Consider the following 26,104-nt stretch of genomic DNA (forward strand, 5'->3'; position numbering starts at 1 on the left):
GCTACCAAGGGTCGCATGCTGCGCCTGTTCACCGCCATTTCGATCCCTGAAGACGTCGCAGAGACGCTTCAGCGCCGCCAATCCGGTCTGCCGGGCGCGCGTTGGCGACCGCTGGAGGCCCTGCATGTCACCCTGGCCTTCTATGGAGAGGCGTCCGAGCGGACGGCGGACGATCTGGCCTCGGAGCTGAGCCGGGCCGAGGGCGGCGGGGCGTTTGATCTGACGTTGAAAGGCGTCGGGGCCTTCGGCGACGCCCATAGAACCCACACCCTGTGGGCAGGGCTGGAACGATCGGAGCCCCTGAACGTGCTGGCCGGGCGCTGCCGTTCGGCGGGCGAGCGGGCGGGCGTGCCGCCGGAGAAGCGCGAGTACCGGCCCCACGTGACCCTGGCCTATCTGAAGCCGCAGGCGAATCCGGACCGGATCGGGGCCTGGATCGCCGGGCACAACCTGCTGCATTCTCCGCCGATCCGGGTCGATCGCTTCGGCCTCTATTCCAGCGTCCTGACCGGCGACGGCAGCGTCTACAGTCTCGAGCGGGAGTACCTGCTGTGATCGAGCGCCCCACCTCGCCCCTGGGGCCGACGCTGGAGACCGGGCGCCTGTTCCTGCGCCCGCCGACGCTGGAGGACTTTCCGCGCTGGGCCGACTTCATGAGCGATCCGGAGACGACCCGCTTCATCGGCGGGGTGCAGTCCAAGCATGAGGTCTGGCGCGCCATGGCCTCGGTCGCCGGCATGTGGGCCTTGCAGGGCGAGGGCATGTTCTCGCTGATCGAGAAAGAAACCGGAAACTGGATGGGCCGCATCGGGCCGCTGCATCCCTACGACTGGCCGGGCCGCGAGGTGGGCTGGAGCCTGCACCGCGACGCGACCGGTCGGGGCTATGCCGTCGAGGCGGCGGCGGCGAGCATGGACTACGCCTTCGATGTTCTGGGCTGGAGCGATGTGATCCACTGCATCGATCCGGACAATCTGGCGTCGGAAAAGGTCGCCGAACGGCTGGGCTCGACCAATCGCGGGCTGGGCGCCATGCCGCCGCCGTTCCAGCACCATCCGGTCAATCTGTGGGGCCAGACGCGCGAGGAATGGCGGGTCAACCGCGAGCGTCTGTAGCCGACAGGTCATCCGAAGCCCGGCGTCGGGCGTAAGGACCTCGTCGGGACTTTCGGAGGACGCCGTATGAGACACCGCAGCTTGAGCCCCCTGGCGCCGCTGGTCGTCGGCCTCAGCCTGTTCGCCGGCTCCGCCCTGGCCCAGGCCGAGGCGGTGGACCTGAGCCGCTTCGACGGGCGTTGGTTCGAGATCGTGCGCAATCCCAATGACGCGCAGAAGGACTGTAGCCGCGCCCAGATCGACTTCACGCCCCAGGCCCAAGCCGAGCGCTTCGCCATCACAGTGACCTGCACCCGGCGGCCGGGCGGACAGATCGAGACCCTGCGCGCGGCGGCCCGCGTCACTGACACCACGAGCAACGCCAAGTTCCGCTTCACCTTGAGGGGTCTGCTCAGCTTCGGCGGCCTGGCGGGCCAGAACTACTGGATCTGGGATCATGCGCCCGATTACAGCTGGGCCATCATGGGCCTGCCGAACAAGTCGAACTGGTGGATATGGCATCGCAGCCAAAGCCCATCCGAAGCCACGAGAACACGGCTGATCGCACGGGCGCGGGAGTTGGGCTTCACCGGCCAGCCGGTTCACACGGGCCGTTGACGGCGCCGCTTGCGATAAGAACATAGGCGGAACATAAAGGGGCATGCCCGCTTCCGCCCTGCATCTCGAACTGGCTTTCAGTCGTCCCGAAACCACCCTGTCGGTGACGCGCGGGGCGGCGCGCCTGATGCTGGACATGGGCTATGCGCCCTTGCTCGAGGTCTGCCTGCCTAACGGACGGCGGGCCGATGTCATGGCCTTGGGCCGCAAGGGCGACGTGGTTATCTGCGAGGTGAAGTCGGGGGTGGACGACTATCGCGTCGATCGCAAATGGCAGGAATACGGGCCATACTGCGACGCCTTCTACTTCGCTGTCGCGCCCGAGTTTCCGCAAGGGGTTCTGCCGGAGGAGCCGGGGCTGATCGTTGCTGACGGCTTTGGCGGGGCGGTGGTCAGGGCGGCGCCCGTCACGCCGCTGGCGCCCGCGCGCAGGAAGGCGCTGACGCTGGCCTTTGCGCGGCTGGGGGCCCTGAGGACGATGCGTGAGTGAAGCCCTTCTCCCGCAAGGGGAGAGGGGTGGGATCTACTTCGGCGCCCGCTTCGCCAGAATCCGTTGCAGCGTGCGGCGGTGCATGCCCAGGCGGCGTGCCGTCTCGGACACGTTGTGGTCGCACAGCTCATAGACGCGCTGGATATGCTCCCACCGCACGCGGTCGGCGCTCATCGGATTTTCCGGCGGTTCGGGAGCCTCGCCGGTGGACAGCAGGGCCTTGACCACGTCGTCGGCGTCGGCGGGTTTCTGCATATAGTCGACAGCGCCGGCCTTGACCGCCGCGACAGCGGTGGCGATGGCGCCATAGCCGGTCAGCATGACGATGCGGGCGTCCTCGCGGCGCTCGCGAATGGCCTCGACCACTTTCAGGCCGTTGCCGTCTTCCAGCCGCATGTCCAGCACGGCGAAGGCGGGCGCGGCCACGCGCAGGGCGTCGCCGGCCTCGGCGACCGAGCCGGCGAGAGTGACCTCGAAACCGCGCGATTCCAGCGCCCGGCCCAGTCGGGTGCGCAGGGCCGCGTCGTCGTCCAGCAGCAGCAGGGTCTTGTCGGACAGGGTGGCGATGCGGGCTTCGAGTTCGGACATTCAGTTCTCCTGACGCTCAGGTCGTGCGTCTGCGCCGCATGGTCAAGGTTTTAGCTCCTGACTGCGACATCAGGTTCCACCGCAAGCCTGCGGCTCCAGCGCCGGATCTGCGACTTCCAGAGCCTGCCGCGGCCAGCGGACGGTGACGCGGGCGCCCTTGGGCTGGCCCTTTTCGCCGCCGCCGGCGCCGACCGAGACCTTGCCGCCGCTGCGTTCCAACAGGGTGCGGGCGATGAAGAAGCCCAGACCCATGCCGCCCTGACTGGGGGCGATGGGGGCGGTCACGGGCGGCGGCGGCGCCTTGCGGCTGATCCTGCGCGGGGCGTCCGAGGCGGCGGCGATCTGGGCCGCCAGCGCCCGGCGCGCCTTGGTCTGGGGCCGGCTGGTGACATAGGGCTCGCCCAGTCGCGGCAGGATTTCGGAGGAGAAACCCGGGCCGTCGTCGAGGATGTCGATCTCGATCCAACCCGCGTCGACGACGGCCGTCACCCGCACCCGGCTGTTGGCGAAGTCGGCGGCGTTCTCGACCAGGGTGGAAAGGCCGTGGACCACCTCGGGCAGCCGGTGGACGCGGGGCAGGGGCTGTCCCGGCGGGGCCTTCACCGCCGTCTGGAAGTCCAGATCAAAGCCTCTGTGCGGCTCGACCACCTCTTCTAAAAGGGCCTTCAGATCGACGTCGGCGTAGAGGGCGTCGCCCTCTTCCGGCTGGGCCGACAGCTGTTTCAGGATGTCGCGGCAGCGCTCGGCCTGTTGCAACATCAGCGCGGCGTCCTCGGCCACAGGGCTGCCGGGCGGCGAAGCGCGCAGCAGCTCCTTGGCCACCACCTGAATGGTCGCCAGGGGGGTGCCCAGCTCGTGGGCGGCGGCGGCGGCCAGACCGCCCAGGGCCGCCAGCCTCTGCTCGCGTTGCAGCACGTCCTGGGTGGTGGCCAGGGCCAGTTCCAGCTTTTCGGCGTCGGCTGCCACCTTCCAGGCATAGCCTGAGGTGAACAGGACGCCGGTGGCGAGGGCCAGCCCCATGCCGAAACGATAGAGGCCGGGCAGGACCAGGTGCTCGTGCAGGCGCCACGGCAGGGGCAGGGACCAGGAGAAGAGGACGGCAAGGGCGATCAGGGCCATCACGCCCAGCACCAGGGCCTGACGCGAGGGCAGGGAGGCCGCGGCGATGGTCACCGGGGCGACGAGCAGCAGGCAGAAGGGGTTGTCCAGACCGCCGGTCAGGGCCAGCAAGGTCGCCAGCTGCAGGATGTCGAACCCGAGTTGCGCCGCCGTCTGCGGACCGTTGGGCAGGCTGCCGTCGATGCGGCGCGCACGGGCCATGGTGGCCAGGTTCATCGCCACCCCGGCGCCGATGGCCGTCAGGCATTCCCACAGGGGCAGGGGGAAGTGGAGCGCGAAATAGGCGGTCAGGATGGCCGAGGTCTGGCCTAGGATGGCCAGCCACCGCAGGACGATCAGGGTCCGCAGCGACAGGCCCCGCCCGCGCCTGGGCCGCTCGCGCAGGGCTTCCATCGCGCCGGGGCGCCCGGCGACCTTCACGGCCTGCGACAGGGAGGGGGCTTCTGTGCTGCTCACGCCTCTTCTATAGACCGCGACGCTGGCGACTGCACACCCGTCGCCAGGCCCGAGGAGAAGTCCATGCCGCGTCGCCCCGTCATTCTGTTCGCCGCCGCCTGCGCGGTCATCGCCCTGGCGCTGGGGCTGATCACCATGGTCGTCGTCGGGGGACGTCAGCAGGCGGACCAGACGGTGGAAAGCGGCACGGGGCAGCCTCTGGTCGGCGGACCCTTCACCCTGACCAACCAGGACGGCCAGGTGGTCGATCAATCGATTTTGAACGGCAAGTGGACCCTGGTCTTCTTCGGTTTCACCTACTGCCCCGACTACTGCCCGACGACCCTGGGCGTGCTGAACGCCGTGCAGGAGCGGATGGGCGACAAGGCCAGGGACCTGCAGATCGTCTTCGTCAGCATCGACCCCGAGCGCGACACGCCCCGGCTGCTGAAGGACTACCTGTCGTCGGACGGCTTCCCCACGGGCGTCATCGGCCTGACCGGCACGCCGGAACAGACGGCCCAGGTCGCAAAGGAGTACCGCGCCTTCTACCAGAAGGTCGGCGAGGGCGAGACCTATACGATGAACCACAGCCTGACGGTTTATCTGATGGGACCGGACGGCCAGTTCCGCAGCGCCGTGGCCCATGACCTGGGACCGGACCGGACCGTCAAGCTGATCGAGAACGCGATGGATCGGGGTTGATCACCTTTCCCTGATCGGAGAGCGGCGGAATCCTTTTTGCGCCGGAATGCGTTATATGCTGCACTGCCGCATCGGCGGGGGCCGCATCGGGGTTTCATGCTCTACGCATTTCACGAACTCGCCTATCATTCGGCGACGCCGTTTCGGATCGGGGCCCAGATGGCCCGCCAGTTCTGGACGTCGCCCTTCAATCCGGCCTCCGACACGGCCATCGGCCGCACGGCCTACGCCTCGGCTGAGGTGTTCGAGAGCCTGACGCGCCGCTACGGCAAGCCCGCCTGGGGGCTGGAGACGATCGACATCGACGGCCAAGCCGTGCGCACGACCGAACAGGTCGTCTGGTCCTCGCCCTGGTGCCGCCTGGTCCGGTTCGAGCGCGACGCAGGCGATCTGAAGAAGGCGGACAAGCCGACGACGGCGCCCGCCGTTCTGATCGTCGCACCCCTGTCAGGCCACTACGCCACCCTGCTGCGCGGCACGGTCGAGGGCTTCCTGCAGGACCACGACGTCTATGTCGCCGACTGGGAGAACGCCCGCCAGGTGCCGGTGCTGGAAGGCCGCTTCGACTTCAACGACTATATCGACCACGTCCGGTCCATGCTGACGGCCATCGGGCCGCGCGCCCACGTCGTCGGCGTCTGTCAGCCAGGACCGCCGGTGCTGGCGGCCTGCGCCGTCATGGCGGCCGAGAATGACCCGAACCGGCCCGCCTCCATGACCTTCATGGGCTCGCCCATCGACGCCCGCCTGTCGCCGACGGTGACCAACCAGCTGGCCGAGGCCAAGCCCTTCGCCTGGTTCAGGTCGAACATGATCCATACCGTGCCCTGGCCCTATCCGGGCTTTGGGCGCCGCGTCTATCCGGGCTTTGTCCAGCTCTACAGCTTCATGTCGATGAACGAGGACAAGCACCTCGACGCCCACCGCCGCTATTTCGAGGATCTGGTGGCCGGCGACGGCGACGGGGTCGACAAGCACGAGCAGTTCTACGACGAGTATCTGTCGGTGCTGGACCTGACCGAGGAGTTCTATCTTCAGACCATCGACATCGTCTTCCAGCAGCACCTGCTGGCGCGCGGCCTGCTGGAGCATGAGGGCAAGAAGGTGGACCTGTCGGCCATCACCGACATCGGCCTGGCCACCGTCGAGGGCGAGAAGGACGACATCTCCGGCGTGGGCCAGACCCAGGCCGCGCACGGCCTGACGCCCAATATCCCTGACGACCGCCGCCTGCTCTACGTCCAGCCGGGCGTGGGCCACTACGGCGTCTTCAACGGCCGGCGCTTCCGGAACGAAATCTATCCGCGGGTGCGCGACTTCATCGCCCAGAATGAGAGTCTGAGTGCAGTACCGGAACGGTCAGCGGCTGCCGCTTGAGGGCGGCGGCGCCCTTCGCCTCTCGGTGAACCCGCGCGCCCGAAGGCTGTCGATCCGCATCGACGCCCGCGCCGGCGAAGCCGTGGCCGTGGCCCCGTCCGAGCGGCGGTTGAGCGAGGTCGTGGCCTTCGCCCGCACCAAGTCGGATTGGATCGCCGACCGGCTGGCCGCACGGGTCGCGGGTTCGCCGCTGGCGCCCGACGCGACCGTTTCCTGGCTGGGACGCAGCGTGCGGCTGGAGGCCGTCGGCGGGGCCGGCGCTGCGCGCCTGGTCGAGACGGCGGACGGGCCGGTGATACGCTCCGGCGGCGAAGGCGAGGCCTTTTCCCGCCGGGTCGAGAACTGGTTCAAGCGGGCCGCGCGCGAGTTCCTGACCGCTCGCACCGAGGTTCATCTGAGAGCGCTGGGCCAGAGGCCGGTCAAGGTGTCGATCGTCGACACCCGCTCGCGCTGGGGCTCGTGCAGCCCGCACAACCGCTCGATCCGCTATTCCTGGCGCGTGATCATGGCCCCGTCGGCGGTGGCCGACTATCTGGCCGCGCACGAGGTCGCCCACCTGGTTCACGCCGACCACAGCCCGGCCTATTGGGCGGTGGTGCACCGACTGGTCGGCGACCATCGCCCCTATCGTCAGTGGCTGCGGGACCACGGCGCGGCGCTGCACGCCGTGGGGCGCTGAGGCGGCCTTTTCTTCCGTCATCCCCCGGTCTCGCTACACTCGCCGGAGCATGACGGAAGGGGGGGCAGCTTAAAAGAAGACCGCCTCGGGTTTGCGATCGCCGCGGGGCGCCTCCTTGACGGGCGGTTGCGGCGAGGTCGGCCGTATGATCGGCTGATCATTGGGCAGGGGGGCAGGCGTCGGCAGGGGCTCGCCATCGACGATGGCCGGGCCGGGCTCCCCCTCCAGGGGTTGGGCGTAGGGGTCCTGAACCTGGCCCATCATGTCGCCGACCGGATCGGGCGCGACCCAGCCCTCGGGCAGGGGCGGGCCGTTGGGGATGGGCTGGACCGCCAGCTTGGGCAGGGCCGATTCCATGAAGCCGCGCCAGATGGCGGCGGGCGAAGAGCCGCCGGTCACGCCGCGCATGGCCTTGTTGTCGTCCTTGCCGACCCAGACGGCGGCGACGAAGCCGCCGGTGTAGCCGACGAACCAGGCGTCCTTGTAATCCGAGGTGGTGCCGGTCTTGCCGGCGATGTCGCGTCCGCCGATGGCCGCCGAACGGCCGCTGCCCGAGGTGATCACGCCGCGCAGCATCTGGTTCATGTAGTAGAGCGAAGGGTTGTTGATCGCCTGACCGTTCTCGCCCGCGCCGTGGCTGTAGATGACGCGGCCCGAAGGGGTGCGGATGCGACTGATGCCCCAGGCCTCAACCCTTTTGCCGCCATTGGCGAAGGCGTCATAGGCCTGGGCCATCTCCAGCGGGCTGACCTCGACGGCGCCCAGGGCCATGGAGGGCTGCAGGCCGATCTCGCTGGAGATCCCCAGACGCCGGGCGGCGCGGGCCACGCTGTCGCGGCCGACCTGATCGGCGACATAGGCGGCCACCGTATTGGTCGACTGGGCCACGGCCTGGGCCAGGGTCATCTGGCCGGAGAAGTTGCCGGAATAGTTGCGCGGCGACCATCCGCCGATCGTCACGGGCTGGTCCACGACCGGCGTCGTGGGCGTATAGCCCGCCTCGACCGCCGCCAGATAGACGAAGGGCTTCCACGCCGAGCCGGCCTGACGGCGGGCGTCGGTGGCGCGGTTGAACTGACTGTCGGCATAGGAGCCGCCGCCGATCATGGCGCGGACCCGCCCTTCGCCGTCCAGGGCGACCAGGGCCGCCTGTTCGACGCCCCGGCTCCTGTCGCGATCGAGGATGCGCCGCACGGCGCGCTCGGCGTCGGTCTGCAGCGTCAGGTCCAGGGTGGTTTCGACCACCATGTCCTCGGTCGGTTCGCCGACCAGACCGCGGATCTGCTTGTCCAGCCAGTCGATGAAGTACTGGGCGTGCTGGCTGGCCAGGGTGCGCGAGACGCGAACCGGCTCGGCCACGGCGGCGTCGCGCTGGGCCGGGGTGATGGCCCCGACTTCAACCATTTCATTGAGAACGACGTTGGCGCGGGTGGCGGCGCGTTCGCTTTCGGACACGGGCGAATAGCGCGAAGGGGCCTTGAGCAGGCCGGCCAGAAGGGCGGATTCGCCGACCGTCAGCTTGTCCGCGCTCTTGTCGAAATAGCGCTGGGAAGCGGCCTCGATGCCATAGGCGCCGGCGCCGAAATAGACCCGGTTCAGATAGAGGGCGAGGATTTCCTTCTTGGTGAACTTCATCTCCAGCCAGACGGCCAGCATCAGCTCCTGCACCTTGCGTTTCATGTTCTGATCGGGCGTCAGGAACAGGTTCTTGGCCAGTTGCTGGGTGATGGTGGAGCCGCCCTGGACCACACGCCCGGCCTTGAGGTTCAGGGCCATGGCGCGGCTCATGCCGATGGGGTCGAAGCCGGGGTGGTGATAGAAGCGTCGGTCCTCGATGGCCACGAAGGCGGCGGGGACGTAGTCGGGCAGGGCGTCCAGATCGACGGGCGGCGCCATCTGGGTGCCGCGCACCGCGATCAGGGCGCCCGAACGGTCCAGATAGGTGATCGAGGGTTGGCGCTCGACGTCATACAATGTCGAGGTGTCTGGCAGGTCGCGCGCGAAGACGGCGAAGAAGACGACCGCGAAGATCAGGCCCCAGACAGCCAGAACAGCTCCCCAGTAGACGAGGTTGCCGAGGAAGGACCGGCGCTTCCTGCCGCCGCCCTGCTCATTGCGGTCCGGTCCGCCGTCGTTACGCGCCATGAAAGTCCCTCTTGCAACGACGCGACCCTAGCCGGTCACGCGGCCGCAGAAAACGCCCCGCTTCAGTTCACGTGAGCGTGAGTATCTATTTCGCCGAAAGAATGGCGCGCCGGGTCAGCCAGACGCCGTGACCGCCGCCGGGTGGGTCACCTGGCCAGGAAGGCGTCCAGGTCGGCGTAGAAGGCCGCCGGTTGATCCAGCATGATGAAGTGGGCGCTGTCGTCGATGCGCTTCAGCCTGGCGCTCGGCAGGGTCGAGAAGGACATCTGGTAGATGGCGTCGGTGATGGCGTCGGTCATGCGCGGGTCGTTGAACTTCACGTAGAGAACTTCGGTCGGGGCGGTGATCTCGCCCAGCTCCGGGCGCAGGTCGGTGACGATCAGTTCGCGGAAGGCGGCGGCCGAGACCTGCTGGTCGCTGGTCTCGACGTCGGTCAGCGGGCCGGTGCGGGCGGCCTCGGTCCTGATCATGCCGGTGACCGAGGCCTTGGCCTGGGTCAGGTACTGGTCGCGGGGCGCGGTCGACTGGGCGGCATAGACCTGATCGGCGACGGGTTTGACGCTTTCAGCCGTGGTTCCGGGCGGGCCGAACATGGCGCCCATGAAGGGGATCATGTCGATGACCATCAGCTTGCCGACCATGTCGGGATGCCGCGCGGCCAGCATCATGGCCATGGTCCCGCCCATCGAGTGGCCGACGACGGCGGGCTTTTGCAGGCCCTGCTCGCGGATATAGCGGGCGATCTCTTCGGCCACGGGGGCGGCGACGGGGCCGGTCGCATTGCCCTCGGCGGGGGCGCCGGCGAAGCCCTGGACGTGGATGCGGTGGACGCGATAGCGGCCCGCAAGATGATCGACTGTCCCCTGCCAGACCTCGGGCGAGGACGACAGACCGGGGATCAGGATCAGGTCCGGCGCGCCCTCGGGACCGTCGACGCGGACATGCAGACGGTCCGAGGCGAAGGCGGCGTGCGCATGGCCATGGGCGGCGTGGTTCACATGTCCATCCTGGGCCTGGGCCGGCGCTGCGGCCAGAGGGGCGGCGCAGACAGCGGCGGCGAGAAGGGCGGCGCGGATCATGGCGTTCTCCGAAAGTGTGGCTCTAGCTGTAAATTCATCGGCTGAGGAATGGAATGGGTTTTGGACGCCCGGCGGCGCCTGCTGCTAGAAAGGCGTCATGACGATTGACGCTGCTCCTTCTTCCGCGACCTCTCCTGAAGCAAAGGCCCCGCCGACCGCTTTCGGCAAGGGCTTCGTGCGCGACGCCTGGTATTTCGTGGCCCTGGCGCGCGACGTGCCGGTCGCCAGCCTGAAGCGCTATGAGCTGATGGACGAGCCGGTTCTGGTGGGACGGACGCGCGCGGGCGCGGTCTACGCCATGCGCGACATCTGTCCCCATCGCGCCGCGCCCCTGTCGGCCGGCCGTCTGGTCGACAAGCCGGGCGAGGGCGAGACGATCGAGTGCCCCTATCACGGCTGGCGTTTCCGCCCCGACGGCGTCTGCGCCGCCATTCCGTCCTTGGTCGAGGATCAGGCCTTCGAGGCCAATCGCATTCGTGTCCGATCCCATCCCGTGCGGGAGAGCCAGGGCATGGTCTTCGTCTGGATGGCGGCGGACGCCCGCAACCCGTCCGAGCCGGACCACGAGCCGCCGCGCTTTCCCGGCGCCGAGGGCGAGGTGAAGCTGGTCGAGGCCATGGATTTCGACAGCCATATCGACCACGCGGTCGTCGGCCTGATGGACCCGGCGCACGGCCCGTTCGTCCACCAACAGTGGTGGTGGCGCTCCGAACATTCGATGCACGAAAAGGCCAAGACCTTTGCGCCGCGCGACTATGGCTGGGCCATGGTGCGTCACGCGCCGTCGTCGAACAGCCGTCTCTACAAGATCCTGGGCGGCGCGCCGGCGACCGAGATCACCTTCCGCCTGCCGGGCTATCGCTGGGAGCATATCCAGGTCGGCGAAAAGCAGGTTCTGGCCCTGACCTTCCTGACCCCGGTCAACGACGCCAAGACGCGCATCACCCAGATATTCTGGTCGGATCACTGGGTCTTCGATATCGCCAAGCCCTTCCTGCGGCTGGGCGTGGTCGCCTTCCTGAAGCAGGACGGGGGCATGGTGAACCTGCAGAACGAGGGGCTGAAATACGACCCGGCCCTGATCTGGATCGACGACGCCGACAAGCAGGCCAAGTGGTATCAGCAGCTGAAGCGCGAATGGATCAAGAGCCGCGCCGAGGGCCGCGACTTCATTAACCCGATCAAGGAAGTGGTTTTGAGGTGGAAGAGCTGATTGGAGGGCTGTCGATCAGCTGAATGGAAAAAGGCCTCTCCCTGCGACGGGAGAGGCCTTTTTTGTATCGCGGTCAGGGGCCTCGGCCCCGCCAACTACTGCCGCGCGAGCTGGCTGGACAGGATCAGGTCCAGTTGCTTGCGGATCTGCGGCGTCAGTTCCTCGATGCCCCAGTTGTCGTAGGCGGCGTAGCGGAAGTTGGCGATGAAGACGTCCCAGATCATCCGGCCCATGACCATCTGATCCAGGTCCTGACGCAGTTCGCCTTCGCGGATGCCGCCTTGCAGCACGGCGACGATGGCCTGGATGATCGGCTTGACGAAGGTGCGCGACCGTTCGTCGGCGGCCTCGGGCTGGAACCAGGAGCGGGCGATCATGGCCTGCATCAGCGGCAGGTGCTCCAGCGAGCGGTGGTAGCCGGCCGTCAGGCCCTCGGCCAGGCGCTCGGCGACACGGCCTTCATGGCCGGCGGCGGTCTGGATGTCCTGCAGCAGGCCGGCCATCTCCTCGGCGAAGACGCACTCGAACAGTTCGGCCTTGTCCTGGAAGTTGGCGAAGACCGCGCCCGTCGACATGCCGGCGCCCTTGGCGATGTCGCGGATGGTGGCGGCGTCGTAGCCGCGCTCGGCGAACAGGGCGCGCGCGGCGTCCAGAACCTTCTGGCGAGTGCGGATCTTGGCCGCCTGACGGCGATTGATCCGGGGTTGGCCCTCGGTTTCGACAGTCTCGGGAGCGGGCTGGGGGGTATCGCGCATCAGTCAATTACTCTGGCTCGGGAAGGGCTTGACGCCCGCCGGTCTTACAGGACGGCGACCGTGTCAGGCCAGGTTTGCGCCGCCTCGGCGGTAACCTCGCACAAGACGACAACCGACGTCCCAGGGGGGAAGGCGAACTTTCATCACCGAACATTGACCAAAATGGGTCGCGAACCGATGCGAAATCTTGATGAAGCTTGACCATAACGTCAATGAATATAAGGAATATTACGTAGATCGCGTATCCGTGGTCGATGGCGGAACGCCGGATCGTGCGGTGCGGAAGGCGCGCGCCGGTCGAGTCCCGCGCCCGTCCGGCGCGGCGGCCTGGAAGGTCTTGCGGAAGCCGTCGCGGCGTTCGTGGATTGAGGCCAGGACAAGCCCCATGGGCACGCCCAGGTCGACCAGGGTGTTCTCCGCCAGTTGCAAGCTGGCCTCGGTGGTTTCCGGCACGGCGTCGGTTACGCCCAAGGCGTAGAGGCGGGCGGCATGGCGGTCGTCGCGCGCCCGGGCGATCAGGATAAGGTCCGGGCGCAGCGCGCGGGCCGCCTTCACCACCTCATCGACTTTAGTCGGACTATCCATGGTGACGATCAGGGCGCGCGCCGAGTCCAGACCGCAGGCGTTCAGCATCTCCGGGCGAGCGGCGTCGCCGTAGTAGACTTCATAGCCCTCGGTTCGGCCGGAGCGAACCGAGGCGGGGTCGGCGTCCAGGGCGATGAACCTTTGGTCGTGTTCGGCCAGAAGCTCGCCCACCAGTCGGCCGACGCGCCCAAAGCCGACGATCAGGACGGCGCCGTCCGACGAAGGCGCGGCCGCCTCGGGAGACAAGGCCCTGATCCCGGCGTCCAGGGCGGGCGTAACCCTCCTTGTCAAGGACCGCGCCAGGACGGCCAGCAGAGGGACTGCGAACATGCTGAGGGTTGCGGCCAGCATGGCCTTTCGCGTCAACTCCGGCGCCGCCAGACCTTCGACCAGCCCGGTCGACAGGATGACGAAGGCGAACTCCCCGGCAGGACCCAGCACCAGGGCGGTCTCGATCGCCGAGCGGGCGGCCAGCCCCCAGGCGCGGGCCAGAAGAAAGATCACCAGGGCCTTCAACAGGATGAGGCCGCTCGCCAGACCCAGGACCGTGGTCGGATCGGCCGCGACCGCGTCCAAATCCAGGCTGATGCCGACGCCAATGAAGAAGACGCCCAGCAACAGCCCTTTGAAGGGGTCAATGGCCACCTCGACCTCGCGCCGGAACTCGGTTTCGGCCAGCAGGACCCCGGCGACCAGGGCGCCCAGGCTCATCGACAGTCCGACCGCCTGGGCGCCGAGGCCGGCGGCGACCACCACCAGCAGGGAGGCGGCGACGAACAGCTCACGACCTTCGCCGCGGTGCTGGGCGCGGGCGACCGAGCGGAACATGGGGCGCAACACCAGCCGTCCGAGCAGGACCATCAGGAAGAGGCCGCCCGCTGCGGGCGCAAGGGTGAACAGGGCGCGGCCCAGGTCGGCGGGTTCGATCACTGATCCGCTCTGGGCGAGGGCCGCCAGAACGGTGACGGTGATCAGAATGGGCGCAACGGCGACATCTTGCGCCAGCAGGACCGCGAAGGTGGCGCGCCCGGTCTCGCTGTTGATCCTGCCCTGGGCCGCCAGCACAGGCATGACCACCGCCGTGGAGGACAGGGCCAGACCCATGCCCAGCACCGCCGCCCCGGCCAGGGGCTGGCCCAGCGCCATGAAGACGATGGCGATGGCCACCGCGCAGACCGCGACCTGGAGCATGCCCAGACCGAATACCAGACGGCGCATGGCCTTGAGCCGCTCCCACGACAGTTCGAGCCCGATCATGAACAGGAGGAAGGCGACGCCGAGTTCCGAAAGCTGTCGGATCTGGGCCTGATCGCCGATGGTCAGCCAACTGAGCCATCCGTCCGGTCGCGCGAACCGACCCAGGCCGTCGGGGCCGAGCAGGACGCCGGCGGCCAGAAAACCCAGAACGGGGCTGATCTTCAGACGATTGAACAGGGGCACCACGACCCCGGCCGCCGCCAGAAAGACCACCAGGTCTCTGTATTCGCCGCCGTGCGCCTGATCCATGAATCCTCCGTAACGCCACACTTTGAACCAGGCGATCACGATCTGGCGATACGGGTCGCGTCTTTCATGAACTTTTTTTAAGACGCGACAGCGCTCAAGGCGGGATTAGGGTCCGCGCCGAACCTGAGCACGGGTTAGTCGAGGGAAATGCATATGAAGAAATTGCTGATCGGGGCCGCTGTCGGCGCCCTGCTTCTGCCTGCGGGCCTGGCGGCTGCACAGGACGGCCACGACCACGCCTGCGTGGACGAGAGCTGCACTGTCGTGGAACTGTTCCACGGCGTCTCGGCGCCCGAGGGCGGCGCCGCGCCGGCTGGCTGGGTCGGCACGGACGCCCCCAAGTACGGAACCTGGGGCTTCGACCTGTCGGGCCGCGACACGTCGGTGGCGCCGGGCGACAGCTTCTTCCGCTATGCCAACGGTACCGCCTTCGACAAGCTGCAGATTCCGTCGGACCGCACCTCCTACGGGTCCTTCCCCCTGCTGCGTGAACTGTCGGACAACCGCATGAAGGCCCTGATTCAGAGCCTGGTCGCGCGCACCGACCTGGCGCCGGGTTCGGACGAGGCCAAGATCGCCGACGCCTACCGCAGCTATATCGACGAGGCTCGCGTCGAGGCGCTGGACGCCCAGCCCCTGCAGCCCTTCCTGGCCGCCATCCGCGCCGCCGACACGCATGAGAAGATCGCCGCCTACATGGGTCAGACCCAGGGCCGCGTCGGCTCGTCCTTCTTCGGCACCGGCATCACGATCGACCAGAAGAACCCGACTCGCTACGTCGTTTCGGCGGGCCAGTCGGGCATCGGCCTGCCCAATCGCGACTACTATCTGGACGCCCGCTTTGCGGACAAGAAGGAGAAGTATCAGGCCTATATCGAGCGGATGCTGACCAATATCGGCTGGGCTGATGCGGCCGGTCACGCCGCCGCCATCGTGGCGCTGGAGAGCAAGATCGCCGAGGCCCACTGGACCCCGATCGAGAACCGCAACCGCGACAAGACCTACAACGAGTACTCCATCCAAACCCTGGCCGCCGAGGCGCCCGGCTTTGACTGGAACGGATACTTCAACGCCGCCGGTCTGGGCTCGATCGACCGCCTGATCGTGCGTCAGAACACGGCCATGCCCAAGATCGCCGCCATCTTCGCCGAGACGCCGATCGACACCCTGCAAGCCTGGCAGGCCTTCCACACCACCGACGACGCCGCGTCGACCCTGTCGAAGCGGTTCTCGGACGCTCAATGGGAGTTCCGCTCGCGCGACCTGTCGGGCCAGCCCGAGCAGCGCAGCCGTGAAAAGCGCGCCATCAGCTTCGCTGAAGGCTCGCTGGGCGAGGCGGCGGGTCGTCTGTACGTCGCCGAGTACTTCCCGGCCGAATCCAAGGCCAAGATGGAAGAGCTGGTCGCCAACCTGCGCATCGCCCTGTCGCACCGCATCGACAACCTCACGTGGATGGGAACCGAGACGAAGGCTGCGGCTCAGGAGAAGCTGCGCAAGTTCACCGTCAAGATCGGCTATCCGGAAAAGTGGCGGGACTACTCGGCGCTGGAAGTCCGGGCCGACGACCTGTTCGGCAATAGCCAGCGTCTCGGCCAGTTCCAGTGGAACTATCAGCTGAACCGCCTGGACAAGCCCGTCGACAAGGCCGAGTGGGGCATGACCCCGCAGACGGTCAACGCCTACTACAACTCGGCCAACAACGAGATCGTCTTCCCGGCCGCCATCCTGCAGCCGCCCTTCTTTGATCCGAATGCGGATCCGGCCGTCAACTATGGCGGCATCGGCGGCGTGATCGGCCACGAGATCGGCCACGGCTTCGACGACCAGGGTTCGAAGTCCGACGGCGACGGCGTGCTGCGCAACTGGTGGACGGATCAGGACAAGGCCAATTTCGAGGGCCTGACCAAGCGTCTGGGCGCCCAGTACGACAGCTATGAGCCGCTGCCCGGCTTCCATGTCCAGGGCGGCCTGACCATGGGCGAGAACATCGGCGATGCGGCGGGCACGGCCGTGGGTCTCGACGCCTATCACCTGTCGCTGAACGGCCAGCCGGCCCCCGTCATCGACGGCACGACCGGCGATCAGCGCTTCTTCTACGGCTGGGCCCAGGTCTGGCAGTCGAAGTACCGCGAGGACGCGCTCAAGAACCAGATCGCCACCGACCCGCACAGCCCGGCCGAATTCCGCGTGATCGGCCCGGTGCGCAACGTTGACGCCTGGTACGAAGCCTTTGAGGTCAAGCCGGGCTCGAAATACTACCTCGCGCCGGAAGACCGCGTCCGCATCTGGTAAGCGCGACGCCTGACGAATGAAGAGGGCCGGGGCGGCGACGCTCCGGCCTTTTTCATGGCCGATGCTCGGCTTCTTCTCTGCGGTGATCCTGCACTCGCCGTCACCCTCGGGCTTGACCCGAGGGGCGAGCGAGGGGGCGCGCTCGCGCATTCCAGCGGCGCGCAGGCTGATGGCCCGATTCTCGGGTCAAGCCCGAGGATGACGATGTGGTGAAATTATCGAAGAAGCTTCGATAATGAACGGCGTGAGCCAGCGGCGTCGGCCGCATTTTCATGATTCCAGACGTGAAAAAGCCCGCTGCGGGGGATACATCGCAGCGGGCTTTCACGCTCTCTAAGGAGCGGACGTTTCCTCCCCGAAACGCCTCCAAGATGTCGCTGCGGCTGACCGCTGCGCCTCTCGAGTGAGACCAATTGACGCGAAGCCCGGGGGCAAGTCAATCATGTCCATGCCAAAAGACAGGTCTTTCATGACTGAACGTCGATAATACACGCTCGACCACGAGAGTTAATCGAAGGTTATTCGATAATGGCGCGGACCGTTGCGACCAGTTCGATGCGGGCCACCTTCTGCTGGCCCGGACGCTCGGCCTTCCAGGCTTCGTTGTCGGCGATGGCGGCGGCGCGGGCGCGTCCGGCGTCCAGATCCTTGATGGTCACTTCGCCGGCGGCCAGTTCGTCGCCGCCCAGGATGACCACGGCGGGCGATCCCCGACGATCGGCGTATTTCATCTGGGCCTTCATGCCGGCGCGACCGAGGTAGAGCTCGGCGGCGACGCCGGCCGCGCGCAGTTCGGATACGGCGTCGAGATAGTGCTGCATGTCGTCCTCGGAGAAGACGATGACCACGACCGGCCCGCGCGTGGCGTCGCCGGCGCCGCGACCGGCGGCGCGCAGGGCCGAGGCCAGACGCGAGACGCCGAACGAGAAGCCGGTGGCGGGCACAGACTGGCCGGTGAAGCGCGCCACCAGGTCGTCATAGCGACCGCCGCCGCCGATGGAGCCGAAGCGCACGGCCCGGCCCTTGTCGTCCTTGGTGTCCAGCAGCAGCTCGGCCTCGAACACGGCGCCGGTATAGTATTCCAGGCCGCGCACGATGGTCGGATCGAACTTCACCTCGGCCTCGCCGACGCGCATGGCGGTCAGGGCGCGGTCGATGGCGGACAGTTCGGCCAGGGCCGCTTCGCCCGCCGCGCCCAGGGCGGCGCCCGCGTTGGCAACCGCATCCAGCACGCCCGCGCGGCTCAGGCCCGGCGTCTCGGCGGAAACCAGGAAGGCCTCGACCGCGCCGATCACGGCGGCGGGCAGGCGGGCGCCCTTGGTGTAGTCGCCGGACTCGTCCAGCCGGCCCTCGCCCAGCAGGGCGCGGACGCCCTCCAGACCCAGGCGGTCGTACTTGTCGACGGCGCGAAGCGCGGTCAGGCGCTGGACCGCGTCGGTGACGCCGCCGGCGTCGAACAGGCCGTCGAACAGCTTGCGGTTGGAGACGCGGATCACCGACTGGCCGTCGCCCAGGCCGGCGGCGCGCAGGCCCTCGCAGCCCATGGCGATGATTTCGGCGTCGGCCTCGGGCCGGTCCGAGCCTACGGTGTCGGCGTCGCACTGCCAGAACTCGCGGAAGCGGCCGGGGCCGGGCTTCTCGTTGCGCCAGACCGGGCCATAGGCGTAGCGGCGGAAGGGCTTGGGCAGGGTCTCCCAGTTCTGGGCGGCGAAGCGGGCCAGGGGGGCGGTGTGGTCATAACGCAGGGCCATCCACTCGCCCGGCTCGTCCGACCCGGCGTCGTCCTGCAGCGCGAAAACGCCCTCGTTGGGGCGGTCGGCGTCGGGCAGGAACTTGCCCAGGGCGTCGGCGTATTCAAACGCCGGCGTCTCCAGCGGCTCGAAGCCCCAGCGCTCATAGACCTCGGACACGCGCGCGACGATGCGGCGCTCGGCGGTCAGGTCGCGGCCGCGGCGGTCGGCGAACCCCCGGGGGGCGCGGGCTTCGGGGCGGATGGGGGCTTCGTCGGTCATGCCGGGCGATTAAGCCATCAGCGGACCGGCTGCAACTTCCCGAACCGTGGGTTCAGGCCGCGCGGCGCAAGGGCAGGTCGTGGCCATAGCTGAGGCGCCGCCATAGCCATTCCAGCGGCCCCATGCGGAAGCGGCTCAGCCACAGCGGCGACCACATCAGTTGCAGGGCCCAGACGGCGACGACGATGGCCCACTGGCTCGGATAGTCGACCTGTCCCATCAGGCGCGGCCCCCACGGCATGTAGAAGAGGGTGGTCATGATCAGGGTCTGGCTCAGGTAGTTGGTGAAGGCCATCTGCCCCACCGGCGCGAAGAGGCGGCGCACCCCGCCGACCCCGCGCGAGGTCAGCAGGATCAGGCCGCTGGCGTAGGCCAGGGTGATGAAGATCGGATAGGAGGCGACGACCTCTGCCCAGCCGTGCGTCGCCTGAACACCCGGCCCAGCCATGATCTCGCGCCCTTCCAGCAGACCCAGCCCGGCCAGGACGACGGCTCCAACGGCGATGAGGACGACATAGACACGGGTCGGCATGCGGCCGTGGAAGAAGCCCGCCTTGAACAGGCCCATGCCCAGCATCATCAGCGGCACGGTGGCGAAGACATAGCCGAACAGACTGGCGCTTTGCAGGACGCCCCAGGCCTTGAGGTTCTCGATCAGGGCGCCCGGCCAGCCGCTGCGATAGGCGGCGATGCTGGCCGATACGGCGCCCTCGGCCAGGGCCATGGATTCGTCGCCCAAGGCATCGACCAGAGCCGAGGGGCCGTTGACCGTGAGCCACATGGTTCCCGCCTGCATCGTGGCCAGGGCGAGGGTGGCGGCTGCGCCGAACAGGATCAGGGACCGGGCCGACATGGAGCGCATCAGCATGACGAACAGCCCGGACCAGGCGTAGAGCAGCAGGATGTCGCCGTACCAGAAGGCCAGCCCGTGGATCAGGCCGAACAGGCCCAGCCACAGCAGGCGGCGGCGCAGCACGCGCCCGCGCGCCTCATCCCCACGTTCGCCGCCGACCAGAAAGATCGACACCCCGAACAGCATGGAAAACAGGGTGACGAACTTCTGGTGGAAGAAGACCTCGACCACCCATCGGGCCGCAGCCGAGGCGCCGATCAGAGGGAAGGGCGATTGCTCCGGCGACATCGCCGCCGACATGGGCAGGGCAAAGGCGGCGGCGTTGACGGCGAGGATGCCCAGCACGGCCGCGCCGCGCAGCACGTCCAGGGTCTGGATGCGGGCGCTCGTCGCCACGGGCGCGGGCGCCTCGACGGGCCAAGTCTGTCCGGTCATGGCTTGGCATCCCCCGTGACGGCGCAGGCAGGGGCGGCAGCGGCCGCCCTCGACACCTTGATGCCGCGTAATTTCAGCGCGCGCCGTTCTGCATCAGGCCCATGCGGTTCTTGACCACAGGGGCAGGGACGAAGGCGATGTAGGCCACGCACAGCCCGGCCCAAAGGGCGTAGCTCACCCCCACCAGCACCGCCAGCGGCAGGCCGGCGACGCCGAAAATGAGCAAGGTGGTCTCCAGTGCGCCCAGGCCCTGAAGCAGGCTTTGCGAGGCGATCACTGAAAGCAGGGACATGACGAGGGCGATCAGGGTCTGCACAGCGGCGGCGAGCAGACCGCCGAAGACCATGAAACGGCAGACCACGCCCAGGCGAGTCGAGGGGCGGCCGATCCGGGCGTGGGCCTGGCGCAGCAGCCACAGGCCGACGGGCGCGGCGATCAGGCCGAGCACCAGCAGCACCAGCCGCCAGTCGGTGTCGACGCCAGAGGCCCAGTTCTCGGGCGGCCAGACGACCAGGGTGATGATCAGCGGCGGCCAGGCGGCGGCGGCCAAGGCCGCCAGCACGAACCTCTGCGTCGAACGTTGCGGCGCGACGCGCTTCAGCCCCGGCAGGTCCTCGATCCGGTCGAGACGCGACATCAGCGGGTCGGAACCGGCGTCGCGCCGGAATAGTCATAGAAGCCGCGGCCGCTCTTCTTGCCCAGCCAGCCGGCCTCGACATACTTCACCAGCAGCGGGCAGGGGCGGTACTTGCTGTCGGCCAGGCCGTCGTACAGCACGTTCATGATGGCCAGAACCACGTCCAGACCCATGAAATCCGCCAACTCCAGCGGCCCCATCGGATGGTTGGCGCCCAGCTTCAGCGCCTTGTCGATAGAGGCGACGTTGCCGACGCCTTCGTAAAGGACATAGATGGCCTCGTTCATCATCGGCACCAGGATGCGGTTGACGATGAAGGCGGGGAAATCCTCGGATTCGGTGGTGATCTTGCCCAGGCTCTCGGCGAAGGCGACGGCGGCCTCGTAGGTGGCGGCCGAGGTGGCGATGCCGCGCACGATCTCGACCAGCTTCATGGTCGGCGCCGGCTTCATGAAGTGCAGGCCGATGAAGCGGTCAGGCCGATCGCTGACCGAGGCCAGGCGGGTGATCGAAATGGACGATGTGTTGGACGCCAGCAGCGTGTCGGGGCCGAGGTGCGGCAGCAGGTCGACGAAGACCGCCTTCTTGACCGCCTCGTCCTCGGACGCCGCCTCGATGATCAGGTCCGCCCGGGCAGCTTCGGCCAGGCTGGCCACGGGCTGGATGCGGGCAAGGGCGGCGTCCGCTTCGGCCGGAGTCGTCAGCCCGCGCGCGGCCCGCCGCGCCAGGCTGGCCGCGATCTCGCCCTGGGCCAGAGGAATCCGCTCGGCCGACAGGTCAAAGAGCCGCACGTCGTAGCCGCCGGCCGCCACCGCCTGAGCGATGCCCGAACCCATTTGCCCGGCGCCGATAATGGCGACTGTCCTGATCGTGGTCATGAATACGCGCAATCTGCGGTCCCGCAGGGACCAATCGCGGGCACCTTAGGAGCCCGCCCGCCGCGCGCAAGGGGCGGAATGAGGCGCGATTAAGATTCCTGACGGCCGTGTCCGCGCCTCAACGTTTTCGGCTCAGTAGGCGCCGACGAGGCCCAGAGCCGCCACATGCAGCGGCGGCAACAGATAGCCCTGGACGCCCTGGACGATCAGCAAGGCCACGATCGGGGTCAGATCCATGCCGCCGAGCGGCGGGATCACCCGGCGCAGCGGCGCCAGGACGGGGCTGGTGAACCGGTCCAGAAACTCGGCCACCTGGGCCACGAACCGGTTTCGGTAGTTGATGACGTCGAAGGCGAACAGCCAGCTCAGGATCGCATTGGCGATAATGGCGAACAGCAGCAGCTGCAGCAGCGCGCCCAGGATAAAGAAGATGAAGCCAACAACGCCGACGCCGATGCCCATGAGCGAATTCCTTGTGAACCAGCCTGCTTCTAGCCGCGCCGCAGCCGAACGCCAAGGATTCCTCCGCGACCCGTTGACACCCCCTTGAGGCCCCGCTTATCTCCACCCCTGCCTGTCGGTCGGGGCCGTAGCTCAGTTGGTAGAGCGCGTCGTTCGCAATGACGAGGTCAGGGGTTCGACTCCCCTCGGCTCCACCAAGGCGGCAGATTTTCTTCAATGAAATCAAGTATTATTCAGCGGTCTTGGTGATCTGGCCCTAAATCTGGCCCTAAAGCCATTTTCGTGTTCGGACCCTCGCTGGGTTGCAGCTAGCCTGTTCGATATTTGTCCAAACTCGTCCGGCTTGGGTTCGAAGGTTCGTCCTGGGGGGTTAGAATGACGCGAGCAAAAGCCGCCGATCAGCCAGCTATGTTCTCGTTTCGCTTGGGGAGCCCATCGTTTGAGTACGTTCTGCAGGCTATGCGTACCAACGAACTCCAGCAGAGCCTCTTAACAGAATGGGATGGTCATTGTGTCGCCCCGGCTAAGTTAGCGGGACGTGCCGCAACGCTTCATCTGAGTGCAGTGGATGAGCTTGAAAATCCCGAATTCCTCAAGGCGCGGAGGGAGCACCGCTCGCTCGGCTATATCATTGCAAACAAGAACACCGTCGAGGCGACCGTTTACTTGCCTCCCCGCATTGTGTTGACCCTCCTGGGGTCAAAATCTACCGATTCAGGCCCGCTATATCTATCCGTTCAGTGCGATGAATACCGAGCGGGAAGAGGTTACGTCAGCTCGGTTTTTATTGAGAGCGAGCGGCAATTTCGGCGCTCCGCAGCCGAGGCCTAGCGAGCGCGAGTGGGGTTCGACCGCGCTCGAAACAAAACAAGAACAAACAGCTTGGCGTAGCCGTAATCGGCGCCTTAGGAGTCCGCCCCGGGTCGGCAACCTTGGAGGACGAGATGAACACGCAACCCTGTGGACCTGACGAAGCCTTAGCCCGCGATTTGGCCGAACTGGATCGGGAGCTTGAGACGCGGACTGATCCTGAGATGCCCGAGAAGACCGTCAGCCTGCTCGCTGGTTTGGTCGCCGGCATGGCTCAGATCGGGCGGCCGGTGCGATGACCGCCGCGACAGACATCGAACTTGCCGACCTGATGCTGCAGCTGGTCGGCCTGGACCTGACCAGCGCAGACGTCCGCGCCGGAGCTGGCGCAATCCTGCGTGAGATCGAGGCCAAGGCGCCGGGATCGATTGCGCGGATGCAGGCGGGTCTGGCGTTGCGGCGGGCAGGGGCTTCGCTTCTGGCCGAGGGCCAGTTGGACGCCTGACCCATGGCCGAACCCATCAGCCGCATGATCGATCGCGGCGCCAAGATCCGCTGGCACTGCGACGTGTCGGTGAACCACCATGGAGACGCAGACCTGAAGCGGATCGCCAAGGCAAAGTGTGGCGATTATCGCCTGGCCAACAAGCACCCGCCTTGCCGTATTCCAGGCTGCCCCGGCATCGTCACCTTCAAGGACTGCAGCAGCCAGTTCGCTGTTCCGCTCGACACCATCACCGACCGGGACGACGCATGGTGGGCTCTCAACGAGAAGCGTCGGGCTCACCTGAAAGCGCTCGGCTATCGAATGGAGTTGGGGAAGTGGGTGGCGCCAGTGAAAGAAGCCCCCGCCTGATAGGTCGGGGGCAGGTGAAGGGGTCCACGAAGAGCGGCGCTAATTTGCCGGGCCACCGCTCATACAGCCGGCACTTCGCGAGCTAGAGTAAGTCGAAGTGTCAGGAACTGGACACAAAGCGGAGCGTTGCGTCCGCACTGACCTTTCGTAACAGGATACCCGGAGGTTCCCATGTCCGAGAGCGCGACTGACCAAACTTTTCACAAGGTCGATGCGTTTCTTAAAGCCGCCTTGACCGAGCGTGACCTGGCCGCGCGGGCAAAGCTGTTGGGCAAGGCCGTGTACTGGAACGAAATGCTAGCGAAGGCCCAAGGACTGCCTTACCGTAGCCGCACCTGACTAGCCGGATCGCCCGCAACCGGTCATCCACCTATGACCCAATCTTAGGTGAGCACGACCCGCGCTTCGAAGATGGTCTCCCCGGAAAGGCTCTCAACAGTGACGGCGAGAGACGTTAGAGGATGCCCCCGCAGGCCGTAGTCCTTGAGTGTTTCCGCTGTGGCCATCAAGGCTTGGTTCCGGGCCGCACGGTCGTCAGCCGCAAATAGCTCCGCAGTCGCCAACCGGTCGTCAAGGACAATGCTGAAGATATATTCCAAGTCCATTGGTTCAGAACCTGTCGAGGGCCGATGAGGGTCGAACTGTCGTGAAGCGGTCTTCCGGCAGCCCTGAGTGCCTAGCTCGGCTTCGGTCGGATTTCCGGCGCCGGACAGTCCAGCCCCTTCATCCCCATCCCGTCGAAGAAGCGGCACAGGCGCCCGACCTGCGCCCATCCAGCCTCGCCCCAGGCCTCGACCGCGTTGTCGTGCTGCTCGCCAGCGATGCGGCTGGTAAGCACTTCGTCGGACGGCACCGGCTTAGGCAGGACCCTCAGGTCCTCGGCACGCGGGAGGGATGCGCCCGTCGTCCCGCAACTGGCGACAGCGGCGCCGCAGCTCACGATCATCAGGCAGGCCATCAGGAAGCGCCTCGGCAGCATGGTCTCTCTCCAGTTTCCGGTTGGTGATGGTGGTGGTTTCGATCAGGGCTTCCTCCGCGCCAGTTTCCCGCGCGCTGGAGGCCTTCGCCTCGACTTTGGCTTGTTCGGCAGCCTGACGGTCGCGAACGCCCTCAGCGCCCCTGTGAGCGCAGTATCCGCCGAAGATCAGGAAGGCGGCGAGGGCGGCGAAGAGCAGCCACGTGCGAGGCGGGAAAGTGCGAGCGATGCGGAGGGCGAGGGCGATCATGCCTTGCTCCACTTCGCGAAGGCCCGAGCGATTTTGACGTGGTACTCGTTCGCCTTGTAGCCGGGCCCGTTGTAGCCCCGCGCGAACGGCTCAGCGCTCGCGTGATAGGTGGTGATCTGGCGCAACGCCGCTGTCAGGCCGCTCGACTTCACGAAGGCGACGAAAGCCATCAGGTGCGCACGGGCGCCTGTCTTCATCGCCTCGACAAAGGCCTCGACTGTGTCGAAGCCCGCCAGCTTGTGATTGAAGCCCATGATCTGGGGGGCACCCCAAGATGCGGAGCAGAGCGCCGCGCGGGCGTCCAGCTGCATGGCGCGGTGCAGGCGTTCGTATTCGCCCTGCCCGCCGACGTAGAGCGCCTTGTTCCAACGCGCCGACGACAGGTTGGGGTGCGAGGCGCGGAACCGCCCGCCCGTCTCCTTGTCGAAGACGTGCGCCTCGAACAGGATCTTGGGCAGCGATGAGCCGTCGAGGAAGCCGCCGGGGCCGTCCAAAGCGAGAATCTCGCCGCGCATGTCGGTGAACCACCCGGCGCCGGAGGCCTCGACCTCGAACACCGCCCGGATCTGTGCGACCGAGCAGCCGAGCGCCGCCGCCGCGTCGGCGAAGTCCTTAACGGTCAGATCGGTCTGAACTCGGTCGTTGGCTGCGTGGGGCAGGCCGAAGGCGTCCGCCACCGCATTGATCAGCGGGACGTGAGCATCGAGAAGTTTTCCGCCGGGCGCGTGTTTGCGCACGTCGGCGAACAGGGCCGCGCGTGACATGGCCGTCTCCAGTTCTAATTGTGGGGATGGGTAATTCTACGTATGACGAACGTTGGTCGTCATGGAGCCGGCTCAGGGAGGAGCTGCGGCAATGAAAACTGCCGTCATTTTACGCATGCTTTCCGATGCTCGCGGAGGAGGCCTGCGGACTTGGTTTGAGTTTGCGCCGCTAGTCGAAGGCCGTCCCCGACGCCGTCCCGATCATATGATGGCGTCGGCAGAGAGCGCTGCTCGGCGGGCGCGAGCCCACGGGTTTGAGACCGATGACGAGGTCATCGATTACCGACTGCGCTAGGGCTGCGGCTAAATGCTGCGCTGCATCTGACTTCTAGACTTTGCTCTCGTCGGTGTAGCTTGGCCGCATCACCCTTGGGAGGATGAGATGGAGTGCGAGGCGTCTGAGTTCTTGGAGCCGCTAAACGCCCTTCGGCTGAAGGCACGGAACAGGCCAACCCTTCGCCAGGACGAGACCTGGGTCATTAAGATGACGG

Annotated in this window: 28 protein-coding genes and 1 tRNA gene; 15 read left to right on the forward strand and 14 right to left on the reverse strand. The window is 67.1% G+C overall.

Annotation, left to right across the window (positions count from 1 at the left end; translation table 11 throughout):
* Positions 1 to 15 precede the first annotated feature (15 nt).
* The 4 genes from thpR (at position 16) to mmcB (ending at position 2,202) form a co-directional block, all read left to right on the forward strand.
* A complete protein-coding gene (gene thpR, locus ACOZBP_RS07540) occupies positions 16 to 555 on the forward strand; it encodes an RNA 2',3'-cyclic phosphodiesterase (RefSeq protein ID WP_422675782.1) in 540 nt (179 codons plus the stop codon).
* Entirely contained in the window at positions 552 to 1,115 is a 564-nt protein-coding gene (locus ACOZBP_RS07545; protein ID WP_422675783.1) for a GNAT family N-acetyltransferase, read from the forward strand. The genes thpR and ACOZBP_RS07545 overlap by 4 nt, the downstream gene beginning before the upstream one ends.
* Before the next feature lie 66 nt (positions 1,116 to 1,181).
* On the forward strand, positions 1,182 to 1,712 hold the full coding sequence (locus tag ACOZBP_RS07550) for a lipocalin family protein (protein ID WP_422675784.1): 531 nt from the start codon (positions 1,182 to 1,184) through the stop codon (positions 1,710 to 1,712).
* Between the two features lie 43 nt (positions 1,713 to 1,755).
* The gene (gene mmcB / locus ACOZBP_RS07555; RefSeq protein WP_422675785.1) at positions 1,756 to 2,202 is read left to right on the forward strand and encodes a DNA repair putative endonuclease MmcB; all 447 of its coding nucleotides are present in this window, start codon (positions 1,756 to 1,758) and stop codon (positions 2,200 to 2,202) included.
* Between the two features lie 33 nt (positions 2,203 to 2,235).
* Here mmcB and ACOZBP_RS07560 read toward each other — a convergent pair whose 3' ends face one another.
* Positions 2,236 to 2,790 carry an ActR/PrrA/RegA family redox response regulator transcription factor gene (locus ACOZBP_RS07560; protein WP_422675786.1) on the reverse strand — a complete coding sequence of 185 codons (555 nt, stop codon included), beginning with the start codon at positions 2,788 to 2,790 and terminating at the stop codon, positions 2,236 to 2,238.
* Between the two features lie 69 nt (positions 2,791 to 2,859).
* The gene (locus ACOZBP_RS07565; RefSeq protein WP_422675787.1) at positions 2,860 to 4,365 is read right to left on the reverse strand and encodes an ActS/PrrB/RegB family redox-sensitive histidine kinase; all 1,506 of its coding nucleotides are present in this window, start codon (positions 4,363 to 4,365) and stop codon (positions 2,860 to 2,862) included.
* A gap of 63 nt (positions 4,366 to 4,428) precedes the next feature.
* Here ACOZBP_RS07565 and ACOZBP_RS07570 point away from each other — a divergent pair, with 63 nt between their 5' ends.
* The 3 genes from ACOZBP_RS07570 to ACOZBP_RS07580 all read left to right on the forward strand — a co-directional run bounded on the left by ACOZBP_RS07570 (position 4,429) and on the right by ACOZBP_RS07580 (position 7,105).
* Positions 4,429 to 5,049 (forward strand): SCO family protein, encoded by a 621-nt coding sequence (locus tag ACOZBP_RS07570; protein ID WP_422675788.1) that lies wholly within the window; start codon positions 4,429 to 4,431, stop codon positions 5,047 to 5,049.
* Between the two features lie 96 nt (positions 5,050 to 5,145).
* On the forward strand, positions 5,146 to 6,426 hold the full coding sequence (locus tag ACOZBP_RS07575; RefSeq protein WP_422675789.1) for a polyhydroxyalkanoate depolymerase: 1,281 nt from the start codon (positions 5,146 to 5,148) through the stop codon (positions 6,424 to 6,426).
* On the forward strand, positions 6,392 to 7,105 hold the full coding sequence (locus ACOZBP_RS07580) for a M48 family metallopeptidase (RefSeq protein ID WP_422675790.1): 714 nt from the start codon (positions 6,392 to 6,394) through the stop codon (positions 7,103 to 7,105). The genes ACOZBP_RS07575 and ACOZBP_RS07580 overlap by 35 nt, the downstream gene beginning before the upstream one ends.
* Before the next feature lie 69 nt (positions 7,106 to 7,174).
* Here the strand turns inward: ACOZBP_RS07580 and ACOZBP_RS07585 are convergent, their stop codons facing one another.
* Together ACOZBP_RS07585 and ACOZBP_RS07590 are read right to left on the reverse strand one after the other, a co-directional pair.
* Complete coding sequence (locus ACOZBP_RS07585; protein ID WP_422675791.1) at positions 7,175 to 9,250, reverse strand: transglycosylase domain-containing protein; 2,076 nt, start codon at positions 9,248 to 9,250, stop codon at positions 7,175 to 7,177.
* A gap of 146 nt (positions 9,251 to 9,396) precedes the next feature.
* The gene (locus ACOZBP_RS07590) at positions 9,397 to 10,329 is read right to left on the reverse strand and encodes an alpha/beta fold hydrolase (RefSeq protein WP_422675792.1); all 933 of its coding nucleotides are present in this window, start codon (positions 10,327 to 10,329) and stop codon (positions 9,397 to 9,399) included.
* Between the two features lie 97 nt (positions 10,330 to 10,426).
* Between ACOZBP_RS07590 and ACOZBP_RS07595 the strand changes: the two genes are divergently transcribed.
* Positions 10,427 to 11,542, forward strand: a complete 1,116-nt coding sequence (locus ACOZBP_RS07595) for a Rieske 2Fe-2S domain-containing protein (protein ID WP_422675793.1) — start codon at positions 10,427 to 10,429, stop codon at positions 11,540 to 11,542.
* Between the two features lie 95 nt (positions 11,543 to 11,637).
* On the opposite strand, the gene ACOZBP_RS07600 is transcribed toward ACOZBP_RS07595, so the two are convergent.
* Both ACOZBP_RS07600 and ACOZBP_RS07605 read right to left on the reverse strand, forming a co-directional pair.
* Positions 11,638 to 12,297, reverse strand: coding sequence for a TetR/AcrR family transcriptional regulator (locus ACOZBP_RS07600; protein WP_422675794.1), 660 nt, complete (start codon positions 12,295 to 12,297; stop codon positions 11,638 to 11,640).
* 228 nt (positions 12,298 to 12,525) lie between these two features.
* A complete protein-coding gene (locus ACOZBP_RS07605) occupies positions 12,526 to 14,388 on the reverse strand; it encodes a cation:proton antiporter (RefSeq protein ID WP_422675795.1) in 1,863 nt (620 codons plus the stop codon).
* A 153-nt stretch (positions 14,389 to 14,541) separates the two neighbouring features.
* On the opposite strand from ACOZBP_RS07605, the gene ACOZBP_RS07610 reads away from it, so the two are divergent.
* A complete protein-coding gene (locus tag ACOZBP_RS07610; RefSeq protein ID WP_422675796.1) occupies positions 14,542 to 16,680 on the forward strand; it encodes a M13 family metallopeptidase in 2,139 nt (712 codons plus the stop codon).
* A gap of 518 nt (positions 16,681 to 17,198) precedes the next feature.
* Here ACOZBP_RS07610 and hisS read toward each other — a convergent pair.
* From hisS to ACOZBP_RS07635, 5 genes are all read right to left on the reverse strand, one after another.
* Entirely contained in the window at positions 17,199 to 18,692 is a 1,494-nt protein-coding gene (gene hisS / locus ACOZBP_RS07615) for a histidine--tRNA ligase (RefSeq protein ID WP_422675797.1), read from the reverse strand.
* Between the two features lie 52 nt (positions 18,693 to 18,744).
* Positions 18,745 to 19,980: a DUF418 domain-containing protein gene (locus tag ACOZBP_RS07620; protein WP_422675798.1), complete on the reverse strand. Its 1,236-nt coding sequence runs from the start codon at positions 19,978 to 19,980 to the stop codon at positions 18,745 to 18,747.
* Between the two features lie 73 nt (positions 19,981 to 20,053).
* On the reverse strand, positions 20,054 to 20,617 hold the full coding sequence (locus ACOZBP_RS07625; protein WP_422675799.1) for a hypothetical protein: 564 nt from the start codon (positions 20,615 to 20,617) through the stop codon (positions 20,054 to 20,056).
* The gene (locus ACOZBP_RS07630; protein WP_422675800.1) at positions 20,617 to 21,495 is read right to left on the reverse strand and encodes a 3-hydroxybutyryl-CoA dehydrogenase; all 879 of its coding nucleotides are present in this window, start codon (positions 21,493 to 21,495) and stop codon (positions 20,617 to 20,619) included. Before ACOZBP_RS07630 ends, ACOZBP_RS07625 begins: the two co-directional genes overlap by 1 nt.
* A 132-nt stretch (positions 21,496 to 21,627) precedes the next feature.
* Positions 21,628 to 21,957 carry a YggT family protein gene (locus ACOZBP_RS07635; protein ID WP_422675801.1) on the reverse strand — a complete coding sequence of 110 codons (330 nt, stop codon included), beginning with the start codon at positions 21,955 to 21,957 and terminating at the stop codon, positions 21,628 to 21,630.
* Between the two features lie 121 nt (positions 21,958 to 22,078).
* On the opposite strand from ACOZBP_RS07635, the gene ACOZBP_RS07640 reads away from it, so the two are divergent.
* The 6 genes from ACOZBP_RS07640 to ACOZBP_RS07665 all read left to right on the forward strand — a co-directional run bounded on the left by ACOZBP_RS07640 (position 22,079) and on the right by ACOZBP_RS07665 (position 23,962).
* Positions 22,079 to 22,154: transfer RNA gene (locus tag ACOZBP_RS07640), tRNA-Ala, on the forward strand.
* 262 nt (positions 22,155 to 22,416) lie between these two features.
* Entirely contained in the window at positions 22,417 to 22,788 is a 372-nt protein-coding gene (locus ACOZBP_RS07645) for a hypothetical protein (RefSeq protein WP_422675802.1), read from the forward strand.
* Positions 22,789 to 22,901: 113 nt separating this feature from the next.
* The gene (locus ACOZBP_RS07650; protein ID WP_422675803.1) at positions 22,902 to 23,066 is read left to right on the forward strand and encodes a hypothetical protein; all 165 of its coding nucleotides are present in this window, start codon (positions 22,902 to 22,904) and stop codon (positions 23,064 to 23,066) included.
* The gene (locus tag ACOZBP_RS07655) at positions 23,063 to 23,272 is read left to right on the forward strand and encodes a hypothetical protein (RefSeq protein ID WP_422675804.1); all 210 of its coding nucleotides are present in this window, start codon (positions 23,063 to 23,065) and stop codon (positions 23,270 to 23,272) included. The genes ACOZBP_RS07650 and ACOZBP_RS07655 overlap by 4 nt, the downstream gene beginning before the upstream one ends.
* Before the next feature lie 3 nt (positions 23,273 to 23,275).
* Positions 23,276 to 23,623: a hypothetical protein gene (locus ACOZBP_RS07660; RefSeq protein ID WP_422675805.1), complete on the forward strand. Its 348-nt coding sequence runs from the start codon at positions 23,276 to 23,278 to the stop codon at positions 23,621 to 23,623.
* A 171-nt stretch (positions 23,624 to 23,794) separates the two neighbouring features.
* On the forward strand, positions 23,795 to 23,962 hold the full coding sequence (locus ACOZBP_RS07665) for a hypothetical protein (RefSeq protein ID WP_422675806.1): 168 nt from the start codon (positions 23,795 to 23,797) through the stop codon (positions 23,960 to 23,962).
* A gap of 337 nt (positions 23,963 to 24,299) precedes the next feature.
* On the opposite strand, the gene ACOZBP_RS07670 is transcribed toward ACOZBP_RS07665, so the two are convergent.
* From ACOZBP_RS07670 to ACOZBP_RS07680, 3 genes are read right to left on the reverse strand one after another with little or no spacing between them, the layout of a single operon-like run.
* Positions 24,300 to 24,476 carry a hypothetical protein gene (locus ACOZBP_RS07670; RefSeq protein ID WP_422675807.1) on the reverse strand — a complete coding sequence of 59 codons (177 nt, stop codon included), beginning with the start codon at positions 24,474 to 24,476 and terminating at the stop codon, positions 24,300 to 24,302.
* A 4-nt stretch (positions 24,477 to 24,480) separates the two neighbouring features.
* Entirely contained in the window at positions 24,481 to 24,849 is a 369-nt protein-coding gene (locus ACOZBP_RS07675; RefSeq protein WP_422675808.1) for a hypothetical protein, read from the reverse strand.
* On the reverse strand, positions 24,846 to 25,613 hold the full coding sequence (locus ACOZBP_RS07680; protein WP_422675809.1) for an N-acetylmuramidase family protein: 768 nt from the start codon (positions 25,611 to 25,613) through the stop codon (positions 24,846 to 24,848). Before ACOZBP_RS07680 ends, ACOZBP_RS07675 begins: the two co-directional genes overlap by 4 nt.
* Positions 25,614 to 26,104: the final 491 nt, after the last annotated feature.

Source organism: Brevundimonas sp. NPDC058933, assembly GCF_049315965.1.
Classification (GTDB): Bacteria; Pseudomonadota; Alphaproteobacteria; order Caulobacterales; family Caulobacteraceae; genus Brevundimonas.